General features: G+C 70.4%; 18 protein-coding genes. 13 read left to right on the plus strand and 5 right to left on the minus strand.

Going from position 1 to position 24,247, the window contains the following annotated elements; genetic code table 11:
* Positions 1-161 precede the first annotated feature (161 nt).
* From fni to WMF20_RS10495, 3 genes are all read left to right on the plus strand, one after another.
* Positions 162-1,241, plus strand: a complete 1,080-nt coding sequence (gene fni / locus WMF20_RS10485; RefSeq protein WP_437612869.1) for a type 2 isopentenyl-diphosphate Delta-isomerase — start codon at positions 162-164, stop codon at positions 1,239-1,241.
* A 229-nt stretch (positions 1,242-1,470) separates the two neighbouring features.
* Entirely contained in the window at positions 1,471-2,316 is an 846-nt protein-coding gene (locus WMF20_RS10490; protein ID WP_129574213.1) for a GAF domain-containing protein, read from the plus strand.
* Positions 2,317-2,318: 2 nt separating this feature from the next.
* Positions 2,319-2,696 carry a response regulator gene (locus WMF20_RS10495; RefSeq protein WP_012234398.1) on the plus strand — a complete coding sequence of 126 codons (378 nt, stop codon included), beginning with the start codon at positions 2,319-2,321 and terminating at the stop codon, positions 2,694-2,696.
* Between the two features lie 136 nt (positions 2,697-2,832).
* Here WMF20_RS10495 and WMF20_RS10500 read toward each other — a convergent pair whose 3' ends face one another.
* Entirely contained in the window at positions 2,833-3,765 is a 933-nt protein-coding gene (locus WMF20_RS10500; RefSeq protein WP_129574214.1) for a GGDEF domain-containing protein, read from the minus strand.
* A gap of 179 nt (positions 3,766-3,944) precedes the next feature.
* On the minus strand, positions 3,945-4,673 hold the full coding sequence (locus WMF20_RS10505) for a metallophosphoesterase family protein (RefSeq protein ID WP_129574215.1): 729 nt from the start codon (positions 4,671-4,673) through the stop codon (positions 3,945-3,947).
* A gap of 125 nt (positions 4,674-4,798) precedes the next feature.
* Here WMF20_RS10505 and glnE point away from each other — a divergent pair, with 125 nt between their 5' ends.
* The 4 genes from glnE to WMF20_RS10525 all read left to right on the plus strand — a co-directional run bounded on the left by glnE (position 4,799) and on the right by WMF20_RS10525 (position 11,353).
* On the plus strand, positions 4,799-7,966 hold the full coding sequence (gene glnE, locus WMF20_RS10510; RefSeq protein ID WP_437612874.1) for a bifunctional [glutamate--ammonia ligase]-adenylyl-L-tyrosine phosphorylase/[glutamate--ammonia-ligase] adenylyltransferase: 3,168 nt from the start codon (positions 4,799-4,801) through the stop codon (positions 7,964-7,966).
* Positions 7,967-8,022: 56 nt separating this feature from the next.
* Positions 8,023-8,565: a hypothetical protein gene (locus WMF20_RS10515; protein ID WP_437612876.1), complete on the plus strand. Its 543-nt coding sequence runs from the start codon at positions 8,023-8,025 to the stop codon at positions 8,563-8,565.
* Positions 8,566-8,966: 401 nt separating this feature from the next.
* Positions 8,967-10,406 (plus strand): carboxypeptidase-like regulatory domain-containing protein, encoded by a 1,440-nt coding sequence (locus tag WMF20_RS10520; protein WP_129574218.1) that lies wholly within the window; start codon positions 8,967-8,969, stop codon positions 10,404-10,406.
* A gap of 731 nt (positions 10,407-11,137) precedes the next feature.
* Positions 11,138-11,353, plus strand: coding sequence for a hypothetical protein (locus WMF20_RS10525; protein WP_129574219.1), 216 nt, complete (start codon positions 11,138-11,140; stop codon positions 11,351-11,353).
* 385 nt (positions 11,354-11,738) lie between these two features.
* Here the strand turns inward: WMF20_RS10525 and WMF20_RS10530 are convergent, their stop codons facing one another.
* The 3 genes from WMF20_RS10530 to WMF20_RS10540 all read right to left on the minus strand — a co-directional run bounded on the left by WMF20_RS10530 (position 11,739) and on the right by WMF20_RS10540 (position 14,963).
* Positions 11,739-12,353 carry a hypothetical protein gene (locus WMF20_RS10530; RefSeq protein WP_437612878.1) on the minus strand — a complete coding sequence of 205 codons (615 nt, stop codon included), beginning with the start codon at positions 12,351-12,353 and terminating at the stop codon, positions 11,739-11,741.
* A gap of 197 nt (positions 12,354-12,550) precedes the next feature.
* Positions 12,551-13,540, minus strand: a complete 990-nt coding sequence (locus WMF20_RS10535) for a hypothetical protein (RefSeq protein WP_437612880.1) — start codon at positions 13,538-13,540, stop codon at positions 12,551-12,553.
* A gap of 34 nt (positions 13,541-13,574) precedes the next feature.
* Complete coding sequence (locus WMF20_RS10540) at positions 13,575-14,963, minus strand: hypothetical protein (RefSeq protein ID WP_437612882.1); 1,389 nt, start codon at positions 14,961-14,963, stop codon at positions 13,575-13,577.
* A gap of 314 nt (positions 14,964-15,277) precedes the next feature.
* On the opposite strand from WMF20_RS10540, the gene WMF20_RS10545 reads away from it, so the two are divergent.
* From WMF20_RS10545 to WMF20_RS10570, 6 genes are all read left to right on the plus strand, one after another.
* Positions 15,278-16,387 carry a DUF444 family protein gene (locus WMF20_RS10545; protein ID WP_129574222.1) on the plus strand — a complete coding sequence of 370 codons (1,110 nt, stop codon included), beginning with the start codon at positions 15,278-15,280 and terminating at the stop codon, positions 16,385-16,387.
* Positions 16,388-16,393: 6 nt separating this feature from the next.
* Positions 16,394-17,956 carry a SpoVR family protein gene (locus WMF20_RS10550; RefSeq protein WP_129574223.1) on the plus strand — a complete coding sequence of 521 codons (1,563 nt, stop codon included), beginning with the start codon at positions 16,394-16,396 and terminating at the stop codon, positions 17,954-17,956.
* Positions 17,953-19,158: a tetratricopeptide repeat protein gene (locus WMF20_RS10555; protein ID WP_437612884.1), complete on the plus strand. Its 1,206-nt coding sequence runs from the start codon at positions 17,953-17,955 to the stop codon at positions 19,156-19,158. The genes WMF20_RS10550 and WMF20_RS10555 overlap by 4 nt, the downstream gene beginning before the upstream one ends.
* Positions 19,159-20,006: 848 nt before the next feature.
* Positions 20,007-20,582 carry a hypothetical protein gene (locus WMF20_RS10560; RefSeq protein WP_237245226.1) on the plus strand — a complete coding sequence of 192 codons (576 nt, stop codon included), beginning with the start codon at positions 20,007-20,009 and terminating at the stop codon, positions 20,580-20,582.
* A 55-nt stretch (positions 20,583-20,637) separates the two neighbouring features.
* Positions 20,638-21,804: a class I SAM-dependent methyltransferase gene (locus WMF20_RS10565; RefSeq protein WP_129574225.1), complete on the plus strand. Its 1,167-nt coding sequence runs from the start codon at positions 20,638-20,640 to the stop codon at positions 21,802-21,804.
* 44 nt (positions 21,805-21,848) lie between these two features.
* Positions 21,849-24,245 (plus strand): SpoIIE family protein phosphatase, encoded by a 2,397-nt coding sequence (locus tag WMF20_RS10570; protein WP_437612887.1) that lies wholly within the window; start codon positions 21,849-21,851, stop codon positions 24,243-24,245.
* Positions 24,246-24,247: the final 2 nt, after the last annotated feature.

The raw sequence follows: 24,247 nt of genomic DNA on the forward strand, positions 1-24,247 counted from the left end.
ATGCCATGGCCGGGCGCCGGTCGCGCGGTCGCTGCAACAGGGCGGGGGCCGGCGCCGGCGACCCGCGCCGGTGCGGGGCGCGGGGCGCGATTTTTGTCGATTTTTTGTCCATGCCACTTCCTTTTCGACGGCGGTCAGCGACCGCGTAAAGTTGTGCTCCCATGACGGAAGAGGCGAAGGACATCTCCGAGCGGAAAGCGGACCACATCGAGCTCTGCGCCACGGGGGATGTCGGATTTCGGGCCAAGACCACGCTCCTGGAGCAGGTCGAGCTGATCCACGACGCGCTGCCGGAGCTCTCTCTCGACGCGATCGACACCTCGGTGCTGCTGCTCGGCAAGCGGCTCCGCGCGCCGCTCCTCATCGCGGCCATGACCGGCGGGACCGAGCGCGCGCAGGCGATCAACCGGGAGCTGTCGCAGATCGCCGAGGAGCGCGGGTACGGCTTCGGCCTCGGGAGCCAGCGGGCGATGCTCAACGGCGACGCCTCCGCCTCGTACGAGGTCCGCGAGCGCGCCCCGACGACCCTCGTCCTCGGGAACATCGGCGCCGTGCAAGCGCGGTCGCTGTCGACCGAGGCGGTCGCCGAGCTCGTCGCGCAGGTCGGCGCCGACGCGCTCTGCATCCACATGAACCCCGCGATGGAGCTGGTCCAGCCCGGCGGCGATCGCGATTTTGCCGGCGCGCTGGAGGCGATGAGCCGGCTGGCGAACGGCCTCAGCGTGCCGGTCGTCGCGAAGGAGACCGGCTGCGGGATCGGCCCGGGGACCGCCTACCGCTTGATCCGGGCCGGCGTCCGGAACATCGACGTCTCAGGCGCCGGGGGCACGTCGTGGGTCGCGGTCGAGACGGCGCGCGCCAGCGGCGCGGCCCGCTCCCTCGGAGAGGCCCTGCGCGAGTGGGGCGTCCCGACGGCCGCCTCGGTGCTCATCGCCCGCACCATCCGTCCCCGCTTCAAGACGGTCATCGCGACCGGGGGCATCACCAGCGGTCTTGACATCGCGCGGGCGCTCGCGCTCGGCGCGCATGCGGCCGGGATCGCGCGTCCGGTGCTCCAGGCCTTCGTCTCGGGGGGACGGGACGCCGCGGTGCGGTACCTGGAGAACATCGAGGCGGAGCTCCGGGCGGTCATGCTGCTCGTCGGGGCGCGCGACATCGCGTCGCTCCGGAAGACGCCTGTGCTGCTCGGCCGGGAGCTGCGCCAGTGGACCAAGCTGCTGAAGCAGATGGAGAAGGCGTAGTCGTGGAGGCGGGGGTGGGCGGGCCGGGAGGGCGGGGGTCCGGTCTCCGAGGTAGGGTGAGCGCGCCCGAGCCGACGTCATCGATGGCGGCCGGGGCGGCGAGGCGCCGCACGCTCGCCCCCTGGGTGGCGGGGGCGGGTCCGGGCGTCGCCGGCGGCCCGCGCTCGACGCTTCCGTCCGGTCAGCCCCGCATGATACGGTCCGAAGCTCTGGAGAACCCCGGGATAAAATGACGGAGAAAAAAGGGCGTCCGAGCGATCGTCCCCCCGAGGACCTGAAGAAGGAGCGTGATGCCTTCATTCAGCAGTTCTTCCGCAAGGGGGCGCAGCTGACCGAGGAGCTCCTCCGCGAGAACGAGCGCCTTCGTGACAAGATCACCGAGCTCGAATCGGAGAACGGCAAGCTGCGCGCGCACCTCGCGAGCGACTCGGCCATCCGCGACCTGCTCCGCAAGATCGAGGAGCTCGAGCAGGAGAAGCGCGATCTCGTGACGCAGTCGGTGCGGATGGTGGCGGCGTCGGACCGCTTCAACAGCCGCTACTCGGAGGCGGAGGGCGAGCTCGCGAACCTGGCGAACCTGTACGTCGCGCTCTCGCAGCTGCACGCAGCGCGCAACGTGCGCCATGTCCTCCGCAACCTGAAGGAGCTCCTGGCGCAGTTCCTCGGGGCGGGCGCCTTCTCCGTGTACCTGGCGTCTCCCGATGGTAAGGAGCTCGTCTCGATCGCGAGCGAAGGCGTAGCCGTCGAGGAGATCGCGCGCATGCCGGTGACCGAAGGCGTCGTCGGCCAGGCATTCTCGAAGGGGGAAATCTTCTTCGACGAGACCAAGGACGTCTCCAAGGGGAGCATCGAGGATCCGGCGGCAGTGATCCCGCTCGACTTCAACGGGCGCACCGTGGGTGTCATCGCGATCTTCGGCACGCTCCCGCAAAAGACGGAGTTCGTGAACGTGGACACCGAGCTCTTCAAGCTCCTCGGGGCCCAGGCCGCCCCCGCCCTCATCAACGCGCGGCTCTTCACCGACGCCGGCCGGAAGGTGCCCGGCGTCCAGGCATTCCTGGACCTGGAGGACTGATCATGGCCGAGTACTCGTGTCTGATCGTTGAAGACTCGCCCATGATGCGGCAGCTCTTGGTCTTCGCGCTGGCGCGCGTGAAGAACCTCCGCGTCACCGAGGCGGATGATGGCGTCGACGGTCTCCGCAAGCTCGCCTCGACCAAGTACGACGTGATCATCACCGACATCAACATGCCGATCATGGACGGGCTCAAGCTCGTGAAGCGCGTGCGCACCGATCCGGTCCACAAGGACACCCCGATCATCATCATCACCACCGAGGGGTCTCAGGAGGATCGCCAGCGCGCGCTGCAGCTCGGCGCGAACGCGTACATCACGAAGCCCATCCAGGCGCCGCAGGTCATCGCCAAGGTCAAGGAGCTCCTCAAGATCGACTGAGGCGCGGGGCGGCGCCTCGCGTCGGGGCCGCAGCGCGCGCTCGCGGAGGCGCGGCTGCCGCGGCGTTCGCTCGCGGCCGCGGCGGCGCGGCTGCCGCGGCGGCGCCGGCCGACCTGCCGCGCGCCCTGCGCCGGGCCTACGGCTTCGGGCCGAACTTCAGGAGCACGCGGTTGCGGCCGGTGCGCTTCGCCTCGTAGAGCGCCTCGTCGGCCGCCGCGATGAGCTGGAGCCCGCTCTCCACCGGGACCACGGGGTGCGCCGCCACGCCGACGCTGATCGTCGTCGGCACGCGGACGCCCTCGTGCTCGAAGACCGACCCCTCGATGAGCAGGCGCAGCCGCTCGCCGAGGATGCCCGCGTTCTCGAGCGCCACGCCGCGGCACAGGATGCCGAACTCCTCGCCGCCGTAGCGCGCGAACACGTCCTCGGTCCGCACCGTGTTGCTCGCGATCTTGGCGATCCGCGCAAGGACGTAGTCGCCGGCGAGGTGCCCGAACGTGTCGTTGATCCGCTTGAAGTGATCGACGTCGAACATGAGCAGCGACAGGTGCGCGCTGTGCCGCCGGGCATACGAGACCTCGGTCTCGAGCCGATCCAGGAAGTACTTCTTGTTGAACGCCTTCGTGAGCGCGTCGCGCAGCGCGGCGTCGTACATCTGCTGCTGAAACGACTCGTCCAGGTGGTCGTGGTAGGTGAACTTGAGGATCGTCGTCGAGCCCAGGCGGATCTTGTCGCCGTCGTGCAGGGCGACGCGCGTCACTTGCTCGCCGTTCACCAGCGTCCCGTTCGAGCTGTTGAGATCCTCGATCAGCACCTGGCTGTCCAGCTGGAGCAGGCGGGCGTGGCGCCGCGAGATGCCGTCGTCGTTCAGCCGGATCGTCGTCCCGGAGGCCCTGCCGATCACGATCTCCGCGCCCTCGACCCGGTACATCTCGCCGACGTTCGAGCCGGCGAGCACGATGAGGTAGGCGCGATCCTTCGGCGAGCGCGCCGGGAGCTCCTTCTGGAGTTCCCCAACGTTGGCCACCCGCGTGGCCTCGAAATCATCGTCGGGGGAGTAGCTGCCCATGCTCCCCCAGGATGATCCTAAATCCTTGATATAGGTTCAAGCGGGAGGGCATGGCGCGAGCGTTGTTCCTTGCCTTGTTCCTCGCCTGGTACGATGCGTGACGAGCGCCTCGCGCGGTGTCGCGTGGCTTCGGGGCGATCTGGGCGCGGCGCGCCCGTCGCTCCAGCTCCCCGGCGCGCTCAGGCCGCCCTGCCGAGCGGCACCACGACCTGCTCGACCCAGAGCTCGCCCGCCCGGAGCTCGATGAACGTCGCGTCGGCGTGCCCCGCCCCGTAAGAGACGGACCCGCTGCGCACAAGCTCGCCGGCAGGGCGCCCCCCGACGCGCACCCGGTCGACCTCGCTCCGCATCGAGCACGGCGCCTCTCCCACCGAGCCGACGTTGATGATGCGCACGCCCCCCACCATCCGATCGAACGGGACGTGGGAGCCACCACAGATCACGACATCCGCCGGGTCGTCGCCGAGGAGCGACAGCACCTCCTCGTCCGTCATGTCGTGCGAGATCGGCTCCAGCGGATCCGCAGGGGAGCCGTGGACCAGGACGAGCTCGCCGCCGTCCTCGAGCGGCAGCCGGTACGTCGGGGCGAGCCGCGCCAGCCGGGCGAGGATCAGCTCGCCGAGCTCGGTGCGCGTCTGGGCCAGACGATCGAGCCGCGCCCGCTCGTGCTCGCTCCGCGGCCTGACCTTCTCGATGTCCAGCGTCGCCAGGGCGCGATCCGATACGCCCTGTACGCAAACCGCCTTGGCCTGCGTCAGCCGGCGCCACGTCTCGAGCGGCTTCGGGCCGGGAAAGCAGAGATCTCCGGCGACCAGGAGCTGGGTGTAGCCTCGGCGCTCGGCGGTGGCCAGCACCGCCGCGAGCGCGTCGGCGTGGCCGTGGATATCCGAAACGCAGAGCAATCGCACCCGGCGAGCATAGGATCGGAGGGCGACGTCGCCAAGGCGCGAGGTGACGCCTCCGGGCGATAATCTGGCGGTCGGGCGCTGCGGAACCGGCGTTCGCGACCCCAGGGTCTTGCTAGCCTCCCGCCATGCAACAGGTCTCGAGGCTCCTGGAGATCGCGAACGCGATCGACGAGCAACGCGTGAAGGACCGCGCGGCGTGGCTGTCGCCCCGCCTGCCGCCGGGGACGATGGCCTTCGCCATCGCGGCGCTCCTCACGGCCGCCTACCCCGCGATCGGCGCGACCATCGAGGCAAATCCGGACATCGCGGAGCGGCTCGCGGCGGAGGGGCACCAGACGGCCCGCGATCGCGCCACGTACCTGTCGCGGATCCGCGGCCGCGTCGGCGACGTCTCCGACGCCGATCGCGTCCGGCGGGAGCTCCGGCGCGTGGCGCGCGAGGAGCGGATCCGCATCGCGCTGCGCGAGCTGCTCCCGCCGTCGGCGGGGGGCGCGGACATCGACGTCACGGCGCGCGAGCTCACCGCGCTCGCCGAGGCCACGATCGAGGTCGCGCTCGCAGAGGCGGTCTCGGCCGTGACCGCGCGGTTCGGCGAGCCGCGCACCGCGACCGGCGCGCGATCGAAGTTCGTCGTCCTCGGCATGGGGAAGCTCGGCGGCGACGAGCTCAACGCGGGCTCCGACGTGGACCTGATCTACCTCTACGACACCGACGAAGGGCAGGTGGGCCCCTCCGGCGACCGCGCCGTGTCGATCACCCTGCACGACTTCTGGACCCGCGTCGCGCGCCGGCTCACGGCGACGCTCGAGGAGGTCACGGAGGACGGGTTCGTCTGGCGCGTGGATCTCCGGCTCCGCCCCGAGGGGCGGAGCGGCCCGCTCGTCAACTCGCTGGCCGCCGCCGAGCGCTACTACGAGTCGTTCGGCCGGCTCTGGGAGCGCGCCGCCCTGCTCCGCGCCCGTGAGATCGCCGGCGATCTCGACTTCGGCGCCGAGGCGCTCGGCGTGCTCGGCCCGTTCGTGTGGCGGCGCCAGGTCGATCCGCAGCTCGCCGTCGACATGATCGAGCTCGTCGAGCGCGCCCGCGTGGAGCTCTCGCACGACGCGTCGCGCGACCTGAAGCTCGGCCCCGGCGGGATCCGCGAGGCGGAGTTCTTCGTGCAAGCCCTGCAGCTCATCTGGGGAGGGCGCGAGCCGCGGGCGCGCGCGCAGGGCATGCTCGACGGCCTGCGGCGCCTGCGCGCGCTCGGGTACGTGACCGACCGGGAAGGGCGGGAGCTCGTGGAGGGGTACCTCGCGCTCCGGCGCGCGGAGCACGCCGTCCAGTCCGCGACCGGCGTGCAGACGCACCTGCTCCCCGACAGCGAGGCGGAGATGGAGCGCCTCGCCCGGACGCTGCGCTTCGAGGACGCCGCGGCGTTCCTCGCCGACACCGAGCAGCGCCGGAGCCGGATCAAGGCCCGGCTCCTGTCGCTCCTGCCGAAGGGGAGCACCCGGCCGTCGCGGTGGATCGAGGCGATGGCCGCGCTCGACCGCGGCGATCGCGACGCCTTCGCCGACGCGCTCGCGAAGCACGCCGTGCTCCTCCTCGGCGGCGCCGGGGGAGAGCCGGAGGCCGCCGAAGCCAGCGCCGCCGAGCTCGCCGCGCCGGCCGCCGGCGCGCCCCAGGAGCCGGGCGCGACCGCCTCGCTGACCGCGCGGTTCCGCGACGTCGCCGACGACCTCTTCGAGCTCTCGCGCCACCCCGACGGCCTGCTCGGCGCGCGCAGCCGCGAGGCGTCGTCGTCGCTCGCGGAGACGCTGCTCGCCGCGGTCGTCGACGCCGCCGATCCGGAGCAGGCCGCGCGCTTCCTCCGGCTGTGCTTCTCCCGCATCCGGCACTCCGCCGTCTACGCGCGCATGCTCGGCGACGATCCGCGCGCGCTCCGCAGGCTGGTCGAGGCGCTCGGGTCGAGCGCGTTCATCGGCGACGCGATGGTCAGGTACCCCGAGCTCGTCGACGTCGTCCTGTTCGCGCGCGGCGCGCCGAGCGCCGGCGTGATCAGGCACACGATCGAGGAGAGCCTCAGCGAGGCCGCGCCGGACGACGATCCGGAGGAGGCGCTCATCGCCGCGCTCCGGCGCGCGAAGGCGCGCGTCACCATCGAGGTCGGCCTCGCCGATCTGAGCGGCGAGGTCGGCACGCGCGAGGCGACGCTCGCGCTCTCGGACCTGGCCGACGCGTCGCTCGAGGCCGCGACGCGCTTCGCGCTGGGGACGCCGCCGGGGGAGCCGGTGCGGGGGCTCGCCGTGATCGCGATGGGCAAGCTCGGCGGGCGCGAGATCGGCTACGGCTCGGATCTCGACGTCTTCTTCCTGTTCGATCCGACGTGCGCGCCGTCCGGCGATCAGGGGCCAGGCTCGGACCCCGGCACCTACTACGCGCGGCGCGCGCGGCAGATCATCCGGCTCATCTCCATGTCGCACGCGGCGGGCCCGGGTTACGAGCTCGACACGCGGCTGCGCCCGTCGGGCAGCCAGGGGCTGCTCGTCACGTCCCTCGACGCGTTCGCGCGCTACCACGGCATCCGCCGCGCGGGCGGGGCGGCCCAGGCGCCCGCGGAGCCGGACTCGTCGCCCGGGGCGCGGCACATGCGCGCGGCGATCTGGGAGCGGCTCGCGCTGATCCGGGCGCGCGCGTCGGCCGGCGATCCGGAGCTCGGGGCGGAGGCGATCGCGATCGCGCACGAGGCCGCGTACCTCCAGGCGGACGACTTCGATCGGATGGCCGAGGAGATCCACCGGCTCCGGCTGCGCATGGAGCGCGAGCTCTCGCACGAGCGCCGCGGCCGCCGCGACTTCAAGCTCGGGCGGGGCGGCCTCGCGGACATCGAGTTCGCGGTGCAGCTCCTGCAGATCCGCCACGGCGCCGATCCGCGCGTCCGGACCTCCGAGACGCTCGCGGCGATCGACGCGCTCACCTCGGCCGGACACCTCTCGGCCGCGCACGCCGAGATCTTCCGGGACGGCCACGCGTTCCTGCGCAAGCTGGAGCAGCGGATCCGCATCGTGCACGCGGACGCCTCGCAGCTGCTCCAGGAGAACGCGCCCGGGGTCCCGCTCCTCGCGCGGCGGACGGGCATCCGGGGCCGCACCGGGGCCGAGGCCGCGAAGGAGCTGCTCGCGCGCTACGGCGCCATCACCGAGCGCGTCCGCCGCGCGTACGAGGCCATCGTCGCGCGCGGCGCGGCGCCCCGCGCGGCGCCCGGCGGCGAGGCGAGCGGCGGCGAGGCGAGCCGCGACGAGGCGCGCTGATGCGCTGACGGTTGCCGTTGACCCTCGACGGGCGCGGTGGAATGCCACGCGGCCCGATGAACACCCAGAGCGACCAGAACGTAGGCGCGGCGGCCGGGCGCCGCATGATCACCCAGGTGTCCTCCCTCGACAGCCTCATCGGCGCGCACCCCGACGCGTTGAGGCAGATCTACCGGGCGGGGAAGCCGGCGGATCCGGCGGAGCTCGGCGACGCGCCGCGAGGACGCCTGCTCACCCTGCAGCCGACGGCCGGCGTTCACCTGGCGGTGCGCCCGCTGATCAGGGCGCTCGCGTCGGACTGGATGCCCTGGAGAGGGACCGAGTTCGATCACGGGGGCAACTCCGGCACGAACCTGGTCCGCGAGAGCAAGGTGTGCCGCTTCAAGGCGCAGCTCGTGCCCTCGGAGCTCGACGGCGAGCCGACGCTCGCGCTGACCTACGGCGAGAAGGCGTTCGGCAACCCCTGGCCCGTGAGCGCGCTCAAGGACGAGCTGCGGACCCCGTCGCCCGGGCTCGCGATCGGGCCGGTGCTGCTGAAGTGGCACGAGCGGTGGCACGTCGTGCTCTGGTTCGGGCTGACGCGGGTCGAGCCGCGGTAACCGGCGCTCCGGTCGCTCGGACCGGGCCGCCCGCGCGCGGCCTCTGCGCGGCGGCGTCGCCAGCGGCGCGGTCGCGCGCAGCCGCTTTGGCGGCGCGCTCCATCCCAATGACCCACGCGTCGATTTTCTGTGGCATCGGGTCGCCCACCATGTCGCAGGCGCGGAGATCCGCTGTTCGATCTGTCCCACGCCGCGATGTGCGCGTCCTGCGCGGAGTCGGTAGTTCGGGGTATCAGGGCTTACCTTAATCTACTATCGCTTCATTCCTGCTCTTCGCCGGACATACTTCCCGATTTCTACGCTCTGGCCTACGATAGAGACTGGGCGGCAGCAGGGTACCTTTGCTCGCACCGCCCGGGAGGCTCTAAATGTTGACTTGGTCGGGCAAGGCGGGAGTCTTGATGGCTGCGATCGCTGTGGCGCCGGGCGTCGTCGCCGGCTGCTCCTGCGGCGATACGGGAGGCACGGCGCCCCCGGCGTCCGGCGGCGCGGGGCCTGGCGGCGCGGGCGGGGACGGCGGTGGGATCGGCACCGGCTTCGGCGGCTTCCCGGCGAATGTCGGCGGGGGCGGCCTGGGACTGGGAGGAAACGGCGCGTGCGAGGGCCTCGAGTGCCAGCAGGTCCAGTGCGAGAACGGGGCGAAGACCACGGTGAGCGGCACCGTCTACGACCCTTCGGGCAAACTGCCCCTCTATAACGTGATTGTCTACGTTCCCAATGAGCCGCTCGATCCCCTCACCGACGGCGCGACCTGCGATCAATGCAGCGCGACGCTCTCGGGCTCGCCCATCGTGACGGCGCTGACCGATACGAAAGGGAGCTTCGTCCTGGAGGACGTGCCGGTCGGCGAGGACATCCCGCTCGTCGTCCAGGTGGGCAAGTGGCGGCGCGAGATCACGCTCCCGGCGGTCGAGAAATGCAAGGACACCGCGACGGAGGCGGGGACCATCCGGCTGCCGCGCAACAAGGCGGAGGGGCACATCCCCAAGATCGCCCTCACGACGGGCGGCGCCGATCCGCTCGAGTGCCTGTTGCACAAGCTCGGGATCGACGAGAGCGAGTTCACGCCGGAGACCGGGACGGGGCGGGTCCACCTGTTCGCCGGCCGCGGCGACGCGGGGCACCCCGTGACGACGCGGTTTGCGGACAGCCTCAATCAAGGCGTGGAGTTCACGTCGGCCACGAGCCTCTGGGGGACCGTCGACACCCTGCGCCAGTACGACATGGTGATCCTCGCCTGCGAGGGCGATCCATACGCCGCGGACAAGCCGGAGACGGCGCGCCAGGCCTTGTTCGATTACACCTCGCTCGGCGGGCGCGTGTTCGCCTCCCACTGGCACAACTACTGGCTGAAGCGGGGGCCGGCGCCGTTCCCGGACACGGCGGTCTGGGACAACTTCAACGAGGACCCGGTGAGCCCCCTCACGGCGCTCGTGGACACCGCGCTTCCGAAGGGGCAAGCCCTGGCGGACTGGCTCGTCAATGTCGGGGCCTCGACCGTGCACGGCGAGATCGTGATCAACGGGGCGCAGCACACGGTGAACGGCGTGGCCGAGGGCATCTCGACCCGGTGGATCTATTACAACGAGCCCGAGCCGGCAGGGGTCCAGTACTTCACGTTCAACACGCCCATCGGTGTCGACGAAGACCAACAGTGCGGACGCCTGGTGTTCACAGACATCCATGTCTCCGCGGGGGACCTCACGGGCCCGCCCTTCCCGGAGGGGTGTTCCACGGACGAGCTGACCCCGCAGGAGAAGGCGCTGCTCTTCATGCTGTTCGACCTGTCGTCCTGCATCGTGCCCGACGACGAGGAGCCGCAGGTCCCCATCCCCCAGTGACGCGCTCCGGTCGACCCCGCCCGCACGCTCTCATCCGCGGCGCGGCCCCGGAGCCCTCTGCCGGGGCCGAGCGTCGGACATCGGCGTTCTCCTGACGAGCGTCGTATCCCGCCCGAGCTGTCCGCAAACGGTGCTCGGCGGCGCGCGGGGATCGGTCGCCGCCGCGCGCTGCCGCGCGCCCGGCCGAGCGTCGCCGAGGTCCTCGGGGCCCGCCGCAGCGCTCCTCCGGAACCTCCTGCTGCGCTCCGCTGCGCCTGACGCGTGACGCCCGCGCGCCTCGTCGCGTCGGTCGTCGCATTGCGCGCGAGCGGCCAGCGGCTCACGCTGCGAGGCACTCCGCCGCTCCGCTCCCCGCGCCGCGCCGCGCAGCGACACCGATTGAGCAGAGAGAGACGGCAAGGAGAACGACAGCAGAGACAAGAGGCTGTCGCGGTGGGAAGCACCACGCACCTACGGAATGTCATCCATGCATGGTCCGGGGATCCTGCTAGGATGAATCTCGGCCGCAGTGCGGCGCCACATCCCGAGCCTGGGTCGCTGGTTTTCGGCTCGCCCGAAGGAGCATTCCTACGATGGTCCAGCATCGCCCTACGCCAGCGGCTGCAGGTCGGACCATCGAGCGCGGGCCTCGCGAGGGCGGCCGCGCGCCGCGATCGATCGGGCCAGTACACGGCACCGGGCGCACGGACGCGCTTCCGCCGCAGAGCGAGATGGGGGGTATGTGCGGAGCGATGGAGGACGATGAAGTTCAGGTCTGTCCTGCGTCTCTGCCGCCGTCCTCGCGCCGGTACCTCATCGGCCGGCGCGGGGACGCGGGCTGTCCGCTCTGCGCGCGGCGCGCGCGGGGCGAGGCGACCCTTCCGGGCCTCGGCGGGACGTCGTACCACTTCCTGACCGCCACCTGGGTCGTCCTCATGGTCGGCGACCCGGCGTCATCGCAGTCCTGATCGGCTCCGCGGGCCGGGGCAGCCCTGCTCGGCCGACCGGGATGGGGCAACCTGGGCGGGCACCCCTGGGCTTACCGCGGGCAGCGCCGCAGAGGATGGAGCGGCCAATGACGCCAAGTGTGCGAAATTATTGAGAATTATTGGCGTCCTTGGCGCCTTGGCGGTTCCCCGAATACCGCGCTTTCGGTCAGAGTACCGCGCTGCCCGAGAGAGAGCCCTGGGCGGGCATCGCTCGGATGGGCGGCCCTGTGGGGCCTTGGCGGCCCTGCGGGGTCGACAGTCCTCGGCGAGGGCCGCTGGATGGGCAGCCCCGGGCGGGTATCGCTGTGGATGGGAACAACGCGGGCGGGCGCTCCGCGGCGAGCGGCGCGCCCGACGCCGAGGCTCAGCTGGCCGGCGTCCGCCTTCCGGAGGTCGCGCGCTTCCCGGCCCGCTGCGCGCGCGGCTGCGCCGACCTCGTGCGCCGCGCGCCACCGCGCCCGGCGGACGGCGTCTGCCTCGCCGCGCTGCCACGCTGCGGCGCTGCCCGCTTGGCGCCCGCCGCCTTGCCCGTCGTCTTCCGCCCGCCAGCCGCCGCCGGCCCGGCCGCGCCCCGGCCGCGCCCCGCCGTACCGCCGGCGGCGGCCCGCTTCCGCGTCGTCGCCGCCTTCTTGGCGGCGGCGCTCCGCGGCCGGCTCGTCTGGCCCGCGGCCGTCTTCCTCGCCGCGCTGCCCGCCCGCTGCTTCGTCCCGGCCTTCGCCCCCGCCGAGGTGCTCCGCGCCGTGCCCGGCCGCGCCGCGGCGCCCGCTCCCGCCTTGCGCGGCCCCTTCCTGGCCTGGGTCGCGCGCCGGATCGGGCTCGCGGCCTTCCTCGCGCCGCCGGCCGCGGCTCTGGTCCGCCTGCCCGACGCCGTCCGACCGGCCTCGCCCTGGGACGTCGCAGGCGAAGGCTGCTCGCGCTCGCCGCTCCCGACCCGCTTTCTCTGCTTGGACGTATCCTTTGCTGTCTCGCCTCTCGGCATAGAGCCCTCCCCCGAGCTCTCTCGACATGAGCTCGCTCGTGGACTCATGGTGCCACAGCCTTTCCTCTTTCCCGGTCGGAAAGTCGGCGGGGAGGACCGGAATCGAAATCAGGATCTGCTGTAGCTCACCCCGGCGGAAGCGCCTATTGCGCGTCAGGCGCGCGGCAGATCGGCGCCGCAAACCCGCTCGGAAGCGCTCAGAAATCCCAGTCGAAGCCGACGCGGGCGCCGCCCTTGAGGTTCCACTGGGCGGGGCGACGGTGGGTCTCGATCACGTGCTCGACCGCGAGGCCGAGGCCGGCCCAGGGCATGATGCCCCGCATCCGCAGGGAGGAGACGCCGACCAGCGCGCCGGCGCGCAGCCCCGGGCTCACGCGGAGGTCGTCCTGGGTGAAGTACGCGAGCGACGCGAGCTCGCCTTCGTAGTGCCAGGTGCGGGCGCGGTACCGCAGCACCATCGGCAGCGCGGCGACGAAGCTGATGGGGAAGCGGGTCTTCGTCTCCGTCTGCTCGAATTGCGCCGTGCCGCCGAACTCGCCGCCGGCCAGGAACGTCCAGCGCTCGTCGAGCCCGCGGCCGAGCAGCAGCCGCGCCGAGCCGCCGGCGCCGGGGAGGACCCTGCCGCCGGCGCCCTCGAGCACCGCGATGCCGCCCCCCTCCAGGTTGAGCGTGGTCCGGTAAGCGTCGGTCTCGCGCCCCCGGAAGGCCGGCGAGGGGCGGAGCCAGAACGGGCACTCGGCCGGCGCATCGCCGGCGCCGCTCGCGCGGCGCATCGCCTCGGCGAGGAGCGCGCGCACCCGCGTCGCGAACAGGAGATCCGCGACCTCGTCGAGGTCTCCTCCGCGGCGCCGGAACGCCTCCTCGACGGGACCGCCGAGCTCGACGATCCGTCGGTCGAGCGCCGCGAGCGCGGCGGCGCGCGTCTCCGCCGTCGTCGAGCACACGCTCATCAGCGCCGGCGACATGATCTCGTCGATCTCGTACCGGTCGATCGTCCAGCCGAGCGACTGCTGCACCTCGACCATCTTCTCGAGATCGGCGAGCAGGCCGACCACCGCGAGATCGCGCGGCGCGGCCTCGGCGACGGGCGCGGCGACGACGGACGTCACGAACGCCGCGGCGACGACGCGCGCCGCGAGCCGCGCGGCGACCGCCGTGCCCCACGCCAGCGCGGATACCCTTCCCATCGCGCCCCGCACGATCGCCCCGCGCATCGCCGCGTCAGAAGCAGGTGCCGCCGCCGCAGCTCCTGCCCACGCAGAGCAGCAGCTGGAACGTCTCCGGGCTGTTCATGCACTCGAACCCGCAGACCGCGGGGCCGTTCCCCTCGTCGAGGCAGTCGAAGAAGCACGCCACGTCCTCGGCGCACGCGGCGCTGATGAGGCACTGGTTGAGCTGCGCGCAGCAGCTCCCGGCCACGCAGCCCCCGCACTCGGACCCGTCCGACGGGCAGGCGGGCCCGCCGCAGAGGCCGTTCTGGCAGTTGTCGTTGCAGCACTCGCCCGAGCCCGCGCAAGGCCGGCCGTCGGGCCTGCACTCGGTCACGCACCCGAGGGCCGGATCGCAGGCGCCGCTGCAGCAGCGCTCCGCCGAGCCGCAGCTCGCCCCGTTCGGCAGGCAGCCGACGCAGGCGCCGTCGAAGCAGCTCCCGCTGCAGCACGAGGCGTCGGCCGCGCAGCCGCCGCCCTCCGGCGTGCACGGCGTCCGGCAGACGCCGTCCTCGCAGGCGCCGCTGCAGCACGCCGCGTCGGACGCGCAGCGGCTGCCGTCTTCGGCGCAATCGCTGCAGGTCAGCCCGCAGAGCCCGGTCACCTCGCCGACGCAGATCTCGTCCCAGCTGGCGTCGCAGCAGAACGAGTCGAACCGGCAGATCTCCGCCGCGCAGCCGCCGCACTCCGCCGCGAGCGGCGCGCCGATCGCGCAGGGCCCGTGCGAGCAGGACGGGCCCCCGCAGATGCCCTCGTCACAGACGCCGGAGCAGCACGCGTCGGCCGAGCCGCACATCTCCCCGTCCGGGCTGCAGCCGCCGCAGACGCCCGCGTTGCAGCGCCCGGAGCAGCAGTCCGCGCCCGTGTTGCAGCCGAAGCCGTCGGGCGAGCACGCCAGGCCGCAGACGCCGCCGCGGCAGACGCCGCTGCAGCACGCGTCGCCGCCTTCGCAGAGCGCGCCGTTCGGGATGCACGGCGCGCGGCAAGCGCCCTCCTCGCAGCGGAGCGAGCAGCATTGCCCCGCGAAGCTGCACGCGCTCCCGCTCGGGAAGCAGCCCTGCCCGCACGCTCCGCCCGTGCAGACCCCGGTGCAGCACTGCGCCGCGCTCTGGCACGGCGCCCCGTCGACCGAGCAGCCCTCGCCGCAGCGCCCCTCGGCGCACAGCCCGGTGCAGCAGTCGCCTGGGGCGGCGCACGGCGCGCCGTCCTGCGCGCAGCTGCCGCCGCCGCAGATCCCGCGCGCGCACGCGGCGCTGCAGCAGTCCGCCGCGCCCTCGCAGGGGAGCCCGTCCTCCCGGCACACCGGCGCGTCCGGCCGTGCGTCGGGGGCGCCCCCGGCGTCCGCGAGCTCGGGCAGGCCGACGAGCTGCTCGCGGGAGCCGCAGCCGAGGGCCAGCGCCATGAGGACCACCAAGAGAAGGACGGGCGCTCGGGAAAGCACGGCCGCGAGGCTATCACGGGCGCAGTCCACGACGGGCGGGCGTGACGGTGGGGAAAGCGGCGGGGAAGCGTGCGGAGGCGGAGAAGGAGCGGCGACGGAGCGGCGACGGAGCGGCGAAGGAGCGGGGAGGGCGCGGTGGGGGGCCGGAGCGGTGGGGGGCGCGAACGCCGGGGCAGGGAGACGTCGGGGATGGGACGACGACGACGGCGCGGGAGACCTCGGCGGCCCGCCGAACGTTCGGACCCGGGGCCGCTTCCGATGCTACACTCGTCGGCGTGTCGTTGAAGATCGACCAGGATCACGGGCGCTTCCGTCAGATCGTTCGCGGCCGCATCCGCGAGAACCTGCGCAAGTACATCTCGCAGGGCGAGCTCATCGGGCGAAAGGGAAAGGACCTCGTCTCGATTCCCATTCCTCAGATCGACATCCCGCGCTTCCGCTTCGGCGACAAGCAGCGCGGCGGCGTAGGGCAGGGCGACGGCAACCCCGGCGATCCCGTGGGGAGCTCGGACGACAAGCAGCCCGGGCAGGGGCAGGCGGGCAGCGGCGAGGGCGACCACATCCTCGAGGTCGACGTCACGCTCGAGGAGCTCGCCAGCATCCTCGGCGAGGAGCTCGAGCTGCCAGACATCCAGGACAAGGGCAAGAGCAAGATCTCGAACGCCCACGACCGCTACTCGGGCATCCGCCGGGTCGGCCCGGAGTCGCTGCGCCACTTCAAGCGGACCTACCGCGAGGCGCTGAAGCGGATGATCTCGAGCGGGACGTTCCGCCCGACGGCGCCGGTCGTCGTCCCCATCCCGGACGACAAGCGGTACCGGTCGTGGAAGACGATCACCGAGCCCGTCGCGAACGCGGTCATCATCTACATGATGGACGTCTCCGGCTCGATGGGCGACGAGCAGAAGGAGATCGTGCGCATCGAGTCGTTCTGGATCGATGCGTGGCTCACGCGCCAGTACAAGGGCCTGGAGTCGCGCTTCATCATCCACGACGCCATCGCCCGCGAGGTCGACCGGGACACGTTCTTCCACACGCGCGAGTCCGGCGGCACGATGATCTCGAGCGCCTACAAGCTCTGCTCGCAGATCATCGACAACGACTACCCGCCGGACGAGTGGAACATCTATCCGTTCCACTTCTCCGACGGCGACAACTGGTCGATGGACGACACCCTCTCCTGCGTGGACGTGCTCAAGACCCAGATCCTGCCGCGGGTCAACATGTTCGCCTACGGGCAGGTCGAGAGCCCGTACGGCTCGGGCCAGTTCATCAAGGATCTGAAGGAGCACTTCTCGCAGGACGACCGCGTCGTGGTGAGCGAGATCAGGGACAAGGACGCCATCGTGGGCAGCATCAAGGACTTCCTCGGGAAGGGGAAATAGGGCGGCATGAGCAAGTTCGCGCTGAACACCGCGCTCCCCCGGTACCTGCGCACCGAGAAGGAGCGCATCGAGAAGATCGCCAGGGACTACGGGCTCGACTTCTTCCCTGTCGTCTTCGAGATGCTGACGTACGACCAGATGAACGAGATCGCCGCGTACGGCGGCTTCCCGAGCCGCTACCCGCACTGGCGGTTCGGCATGGAGTACGAGCAGCTCTCGAAGAGCTACGAGTACGGCCTCTCGAAGATCTACGAGATGGTCATCAACAACAACCCCTCGTACGCCTACCTGCTCGAGGGCAACTCGCTCACCGACCAGAAGCTCGTGATGGCGCACGTGTTCGGGCACGTCGACTTCTTCAAGAACAACTTCTGCTTCCGGTCCACCGATCTCGATCAGCGCGGCCCGATCCTCGACCCCGTGCGCAGGAGCGAGTCCTACGACCCGGACCGCAAGTGGATCGACAAGATGGCGAACCACGGCGCCCGCGTGTCGCGCCACATCGAGCGTCACGGCATCAACAAGGTCGAGGCGTTCGTCGACCACTGCCTCTCGCTCGAGAACCTCATCGACCCGTGGGCCCCGTTCACAGGCCGCCCGGCGCCCAAGGAGGAAGAGGAGCCCGCGGAGGAGCCGATGGACACGTACAAGCTCCGGGCCAAGGAGTACATGGACTCCTTCATCAACCCGGAGGAGATCCTCGCGGCGCAGAAGAAGAAGCGGCAGGAGCAGAAGAAGCCGGAGCGCAAGGTGCCGGAGCGCCCGGAGCGCGACGTCCTCAAGTTCCTGCTCGACCACGCGCCGCTCGATCGGTGGGAGCGCGACGTGCTCGAGATCATCCGCGAGGAGGCCTACTACTTCGTCCCGCAGCGCCAGACGAAGATCATGAACGAGGGGTGGGCCTCGTACTGGCACTCGAAGATGATGACCGAGAAGGTCCTCGATGCGTCGGAGATCATCGACTACGCCGAGAACAACGCCGGTGTCATGGCGACGGCGCCGGGGCGGTTCAACCCGTACAAGGTCGGCGTGGAGCTCTATCGCTACATCGAGGATCGGTGGAACAAGGGCCGCTTCGGCCGCGAGTGGGAGGAGTGCACCGACCTCGACGCGAAGCGCACCTGGGACATGCGGCTCGGCCTCGGCCGCGAGAAGATCTTCCAGGTGCGCGCGCTCTACAACGACGTGACCTTCATCGACGAGTTCCTGACGCCGGAGTTCGTGATCGACCAGAAGATGTACACGTTCGGCTTCTCCGGCCGGAACGACCGGTTCGAGATCGAGAGCCGCGAGTTCAAGGAGGTGAAGGAGAAGCTCCTCTTCCAGCTCACGAACTTCGGCGACCCCTACATCCGCGTCGTCGACGCCAACTACGGCAACCGCGGGGAGCTCCTGCTCGAGCACGTGCACGGCGGCTTCGACCTGCGCGCCGACTACGCGCGCGAGACGCTCGTGGCGCTCGTCCGCTGCTGGAAGCGGCCGGTCGGCGTGGCGACGAAGATGGATAACAAGCCTGTGCTGCTCCGGTACGACGGCAAGGAGCACGCGATGACCCCGTACAAGCTGTGAGCTCCTGCGGATCGATCCGCAGGCTCGCGGTCCTCGTCGCGCTCGCCGGCTGCGCGGGCGCGCCGGCGCAGCCGGCGGACGCGCCCGCGCGGGCCGCGCCTGCGATGCCGCCCGCGCCCGCCGCGCCTACCGCGGCGAGCGGGGCGGCGCCGAGCGGGGCGGCCGCGGGCGCGGCGGCGCCTCAGGCGACCGGCTCGGGCGTCCCGCTCGACGCGCCGTCCATCAGCGAGGACGCGCCGGCGAGCCCTCCTCCGCGCCTCGCGCGCGGCACCGGCACGCCGGCGGACAGGAAGCTCGAGGAGGGCGACGCCGCCTACGCGAGCGGCGATTTCGCCGCTGCCGAGAGGGCCTATCGCGCGGCCGCGCTGCTCGACAGGAGAGACCCCGCGGCGATCGTGGGGACGCAGCGCGCGGCGATCGCCAGGGCGGGCGTGTCCTCCGATTACAACGGGGCGCCGGGCGACAAGACGCTCCTCGCCGCGATTCCGGAGCTCAAGCGCGCGGTGAAGCTCGATCCGGAGCACGCGCCGGCGCACCTCGAGCTCGGCCGCGCCCTCCTCGTCCTCGGCCGCGCCGACGCGGCGCTCGGCGAGCTCGCGCGGGCCGCGGAGCTCGCCCCGAGCGACGCCGAGGCCCGCTCCGCGCTCGGCGTCGCTCACCTCGCGCTCGGCCACCTGCAGGACGCCGTCCGCGAGCTCACGCGATCCGCCGAGCTCGCCCCCGGCGACGCCGAGCGGCAGGCGAACCTCGGGACGGCGCTGCTCGCGGCGGGGAAGACGGCCGACGCGATCCGCGCTTACGAGCGCGCCGCGAGGCTCTCGCCGGCCGACGCGCGGCTGCAAAACGATCTCGGGACGGCGCTGCTCGCCGCGAACGATCCGGCGCGCGCCGTGCCGTACCTCGAGGCGGCGGTGGCCCGCGACCCGGCGCGCGCCACGTACCGATCCAACCTCGGGTATGCGTACCACCTCCGCGGCGACCTGCCCAAGGCGACCGCCCTCTACCGCGAGGCGCTGCGGCTCGACGACAAGCTCGGCAGCGCGTGGATCAACCTGGGCAACGCGCTCGCGCAGTCGGGTCAGCTGAAGGAGGCGCGCGCGGCGTACGAGAAGGCGCGCGCGGTGGACCCCGCCGATCCGCGGGTGAAGGCCGTGATGGACGAGCTCGACGCGATCGAGCGGCGCGGCGCGGCGCCGCGGTGACAGCCGCGGATCCGCGCTGCCGCCGGGGCGCATGTCAAGCGCAATCGTCGCGCGGCGCGACGCCCCGCCCGACCGCGACCTCCAGCGCTCGGCGCCGTGGGCGGAGACAGCGAGTTGGCGGGCCAAGCGAGCTCACGGGACGCGCGGGCCCGCGGCCGCGCGCTCGCGGGCGCCGGGCCCGGGGCGCGCGCCCGATGCGTACGTCGCTGTGAAATCACTCGCCGGAGAGGGCCACTCGCCCCCGCGCTCCGCGCCCGGCTGCACTGGGTAGGTCGCCCCACCGAGCTCCGCACACTTCCGTAGCGACTCGCGACCACACGCCATGAGTGATCTCGGCAGTGGCGGGGATGGCATGAAAGTGTTGACAGGACCGACGCGCTTTCGATTACCTCCATTGACGGTGTTCTCGAAGGCTTCGACGGTCGCAGGCGCCGCCTGCCAGGGTCCGTGGACGACGCGCGGCGCAGCGAATTCTCCGTTGTCGCTGCACGGCGCGCGCGCGCGGGTCTGTGGAGAACTCGGCCGGCGCGCGCCCGCGCCGCGGGCCGGCCACCTGGCGTCGCGCCCGAGCAACAGCGCACGTCGCGATCCGGGCCCCAGCGAGCGCACGGGAGGAGCACCTTTCTCTACCTGCGCGGAATATCAGCAACGAATAAATGTGATCTGTAGCACATTATCGTTTCGATCCTGTGGCAATCCGGGCACCTCCAAGGCAGTCCTCGTCAGCGCTGTGCTCGTCCGAGTTCACCATGGCGACCTCGAGCGGGAGCGCGACGCACTCGACGCGGCACCCAGACTCCAGGTACTCTGCGTCCTGCCTCCTCTCGCAAACCAACCCCGAGGCCTTGATGTCCGTTTCGAAGCCGACCGATGTAGCCCCGACGCTGCGACCACCGCCGGTCATGGCGCCGAGCGGCATGATCATCTCAGCCAACTTCTCGGTCACTGGCTTCAGCAAGCGCTGGAGCCACTGCCATCAGATGGCGAACTTCCTCGCGCGGTACGCGAGCGCAAACGAGGACGACCCGGAGCGCTATGCGACGCTGCTCTCGACCTTCTTCAACGAGCTGCTTGAAGCCATTTATCGCAATCACGCTCCGTCGGGCGACATCATCATCACGTTCCAGAGGAACAACGGTCGCATCAGCGTGACGGCCGAGGTGCCCGCCAGCAGCGAGAACGTGGCGTTCTACAAGCACGCCGTCCAGCTGCTCAACCAGCCAGATCCGATGGCGTGGTACCGAGAGCAGCTCGAGCACGACGTGCCCGACAACGATGTTACGACTCTAGGTTTGCTAGAGCTCGCTGTGGTTTACGGTTCGACGCTAAGCCTTACTGAACCCAAGAACGGGACCTCGCTGACATTGAACATCGAGCTGCCGTTTACTGAGGTAGATGAAAATGAGTGCTTCAATCTACCCTGAGAACGCCGTTCCGCCCTCGTCCTCATCGGGGAGCCTTCCGTCATGGCGCTCATCGGTGACCTTCAACATGCGGGTCGACCAGGACGACCAGGAGGTGGCCCTCGCGGGCATGCTCCGGCCGTTCGTGGGCGACCAGATGCGGGCGATCCGAGGGACGCTGGAGACCGCCGCGAAGAACGCGACGGGCGAGCTCACCCTCGACTTCAAGCGCCTCAAGTACATGAACAACGTCGCCTTCCTCGAGATCAACCGGTTCGTCCGGTGGGCCGTGGAAGAGCGGCCCAACCTCAAGATCCGCCTCATCATCTCGAGCGTCATCCCCTGGGCGATGCGGAAGTTCCAGGTGATGGAGGAGCTCTACCCGAACGTCTCGGTGGAGGTGTACGACAAGGCGCTCTATCCGATCCAGAGCGTCATCGAGGACGAGGATTTCGTCAGGGTCCTGCGGACCCAGGAGAAGATCGTCTATAACCACGAGCGCAAGCTCCTCCACCGGCACGGCCTCCGGCCGGGCATGAAGGTCGCCGACATCGGCTGCGGGCTCGGGGACTTCGCGGTGCGGCTCAACGCGGAGTACAAGCCGGAGTACGTCACGGCCGTCGACCACTCCAGGGCGTTCCTGAAGCACGCCCAGGCGCACGCGAGGAGCCTCGGGATCGAGAACATCGAGTATCAGTACGGCGACGCCGCCGCGCTCCTGATCCCCGACGACTCCTTCGATTTCGTGTCCTGCCGGCTCGCCATCCAGGTGTTCCACATGCCGGACCAGCTGATGAAGGAGCTCTGCCGGATCTGCAAGCCCGGCGGCCGCGTCTACATCACGAATGAGATGCTCGCGTGCGTGACCGGCTATCCGGATCAGGACCTCATCCGCATGGGGTACCGGCGGTACCTCGAGCTGAGCCGGATGGTCGGGATGGACTTCGACATCGGCGTGAGGACCCGCGAGCTGCTCGCGAACGCGGGCCTCGAGGACATCCGCAGCGATCTCATCGACATCAACAACATGAACACCGACCCGAACAACTTCGCGAAGGTCGTGGAGAGCTGGATCAAATTCTGCGGCGACGTCGCGGCGTCGGCGAACGCCGATCCGGTGATCTTCGAGGAGATTGGCATCGGGCTCAGGGCCCACGTCTCTGCCATCCTCAGCGACAAGGGGTATGCGAACTGGCCGATACTCGCCGGCTCCGGGCGCAAGCCAGAACGGCTGATGCGATAGCGTGAGTGAACTGGAGAGGCCGATGAGGCGCCGCGAGCCGACCTATGGAAGCTAAGGAGCGCAAGAAGTTTTCGATCGTCCAGTGGATCGTCGAGAGGTCCTCCGGGCGCTTCCGTACGAAGTTCATGCTCGTGGCCTCGTTCGGCGTCCTCATCGCTCTTGCTTCGAGCGCGGGCACGGCCCTCTACAACGTCACGCGGCTGGAGCAGGAGGCGAGCGCCGAGGTCTACGGCGGGCTGGCTCGCGCCAACGACGAGTACCTCGAGAACTACATCGAGACGACGGCGCTCCGCCTCGACCTCCTGTTCGAGCAGACGTTCTCCGAGCTCCGGATGACGGCGTCGATGCTCCAGACGCTGATCGACAACCCGGACGCCGCGGAGGCCATAGGCACTCTCCCCGATCAATCATCCTTCTTCAAGGACGATTTCGAGGTCGATCCGAACGGGAAGTGGACCCAGAACAAGCCGGGCGAGCAGTCCGTCATGAGCGTGTGGCACTACATGCTCGAGAAGGACGGCTCGATCAAGCCGGAGATCCTGAAGGACGTCAAGAAGAACGCGATCTTCGACCTGTTCGGCCCGGCCATCGTCAAGAACGGGAGCGAGAAGCTCCAGGTCTACTACGTGGGGCCGAAGGAGCGGCCCATCATGCGTCTGACGCCCTGGCTCGAGATGGCGCAGACGTTCGATCGGCTCTACCCGGGGCACACGGACAAGAACTTCTGGGACTCCTTCTTCCCGGGCATCTACGAGGGGTGGCAGCGCTGGCTCAAGGACCCCAGCAGCAAGCCCGTCCCGAAGACCGACGTCACCGGATATCCTCCCTACATCGACGCGGCGACCGGCGGCAACATCGTCACCTTCTTCCATCCCCTCTGGACGAAGGACCGGGCGGACTGCGCCGGGGCGGTCGCGATCGACATCACGCTGGATCAGGCGGTGGCCCTCATCCGGCACGTGCACATCAAGTCGACGGGCTTCGCGTTCATGTCGATGTCCGACACGAACGTCCTCGCGATCAACAGCGACGGCGAGAAGGTCCTCGGGATCGGCACGCGGGACGGGCAGAACGAGGGCGTGAAGGAGGTCAAGCGCCTCCTCAGCCAGAGCCAGTACCCCGAGGTCGCCAAGATCGCGATGCCGTCGAGCGAGAAGCCGGTCTTCCACCGGGTCTCGATCCAGCGGGCGCCGGGCGAGCCGGCCACGCCCTACGTCGTCGTCCTGCGGCGCCTGCCCGGGATGAACTTCTACCGGGGTGAGAAGCCCATCGGGATGGAGTACTGGGTGCTCGGGTTCGTGGTGCCCGAGTCCGAGCTCTTCTCCACGGTGCACTCGGCCCAACGCGCCATCCAGTCGACGGCGGGGAACATCCTGGGCCAGCAGATCATCGTCGTCGTGCTGAGCCTGTTCGCCGTGCTCGTGGGCATCGCCTGGGTCGCGCGGAGGATCACGGCCAACCTCGTCGATCTCTCCGAGGCGGCGCACCGGCTGATGAACAAGGACTACTCGATGCGGGTCAACATCGACAGCCAGGACGAGATCGGGCGGCTCGGGATGACCTTCAACGCGATGGCGTCCGACATCGAGCGGTACACGACCAACCTGGAGGAGCTCGTCAGCGAGCGGACGATGGCCCTCGAGAAGGCGAACGAGGAGATCAGCGAGCTGAACGCGAAGCTCGCGCAGGAGAACATCCGCCTCGGCGCCGAGCTGAACGTCGCGCGCCAGCTCCAGCTGATGGTGCTCCCCGCGCCGAGCGAGCTCCAGGAGATCCCGGGCCTCGACATCGCCGGCTACATGGCCCCGGCCGACGAGGTCGGCGGCGACTACTACGACGTGCTCAGCAGCGACGGGCTCGTGAAGATCGGCATCGGCGACGTCACCGGCCACGGGCTGGAGAGCGGCGTGCTCATGCTGATGGTGCAGACGGCCGTCCGGACGCTGCTCGCGAGCAACGAGCGGGATCCGAAGAAGTTCCTGAGCATCGTCAACAAGGTCATCTACCAGAACATCCAGCGCATCCGCTCGGACAAGAACCTGTCGTTGACCCTGCTCGACTACAGCGACGGCCAGCTCCAGCTCACCGGCCAGCACGAGGACCTGATCATCGTCCGGAAGGACGGCACCCTCGATCGCGTCGAGACCATGGGGCTCGGCTTGCCGATCGGCATCGATCTGGATATCAGCGACTTCATCGGCAGCATCGAGGTGAAGCTCGAGCCCGGGGACGTCGTGACGCTGTTCAGCGACGGCATCACCGAGGCGGAGGACTCTTCAGAAGAGCAATACGGCATCGACCGGCTGTGTCAGGTGATCTCGCGCAACCACGAAAGGACCTCGAGGGAGATCAAGGACGCTATCATCGAGGACGTCTTGGCGCACGTAGGCTACAACAAAATCCATGATGACATTACGGTACTTGTCATTAAGAGGGTATGAGC

Source organism: Sorangium sp. So ce834 (assembly GCF_051521425.1).
GTDB lineage: Bacteria > Myxococcota_A > Polyangia > Polyangiales > Polyangiaceae > Sorangium > Sorangium cellulosum_D.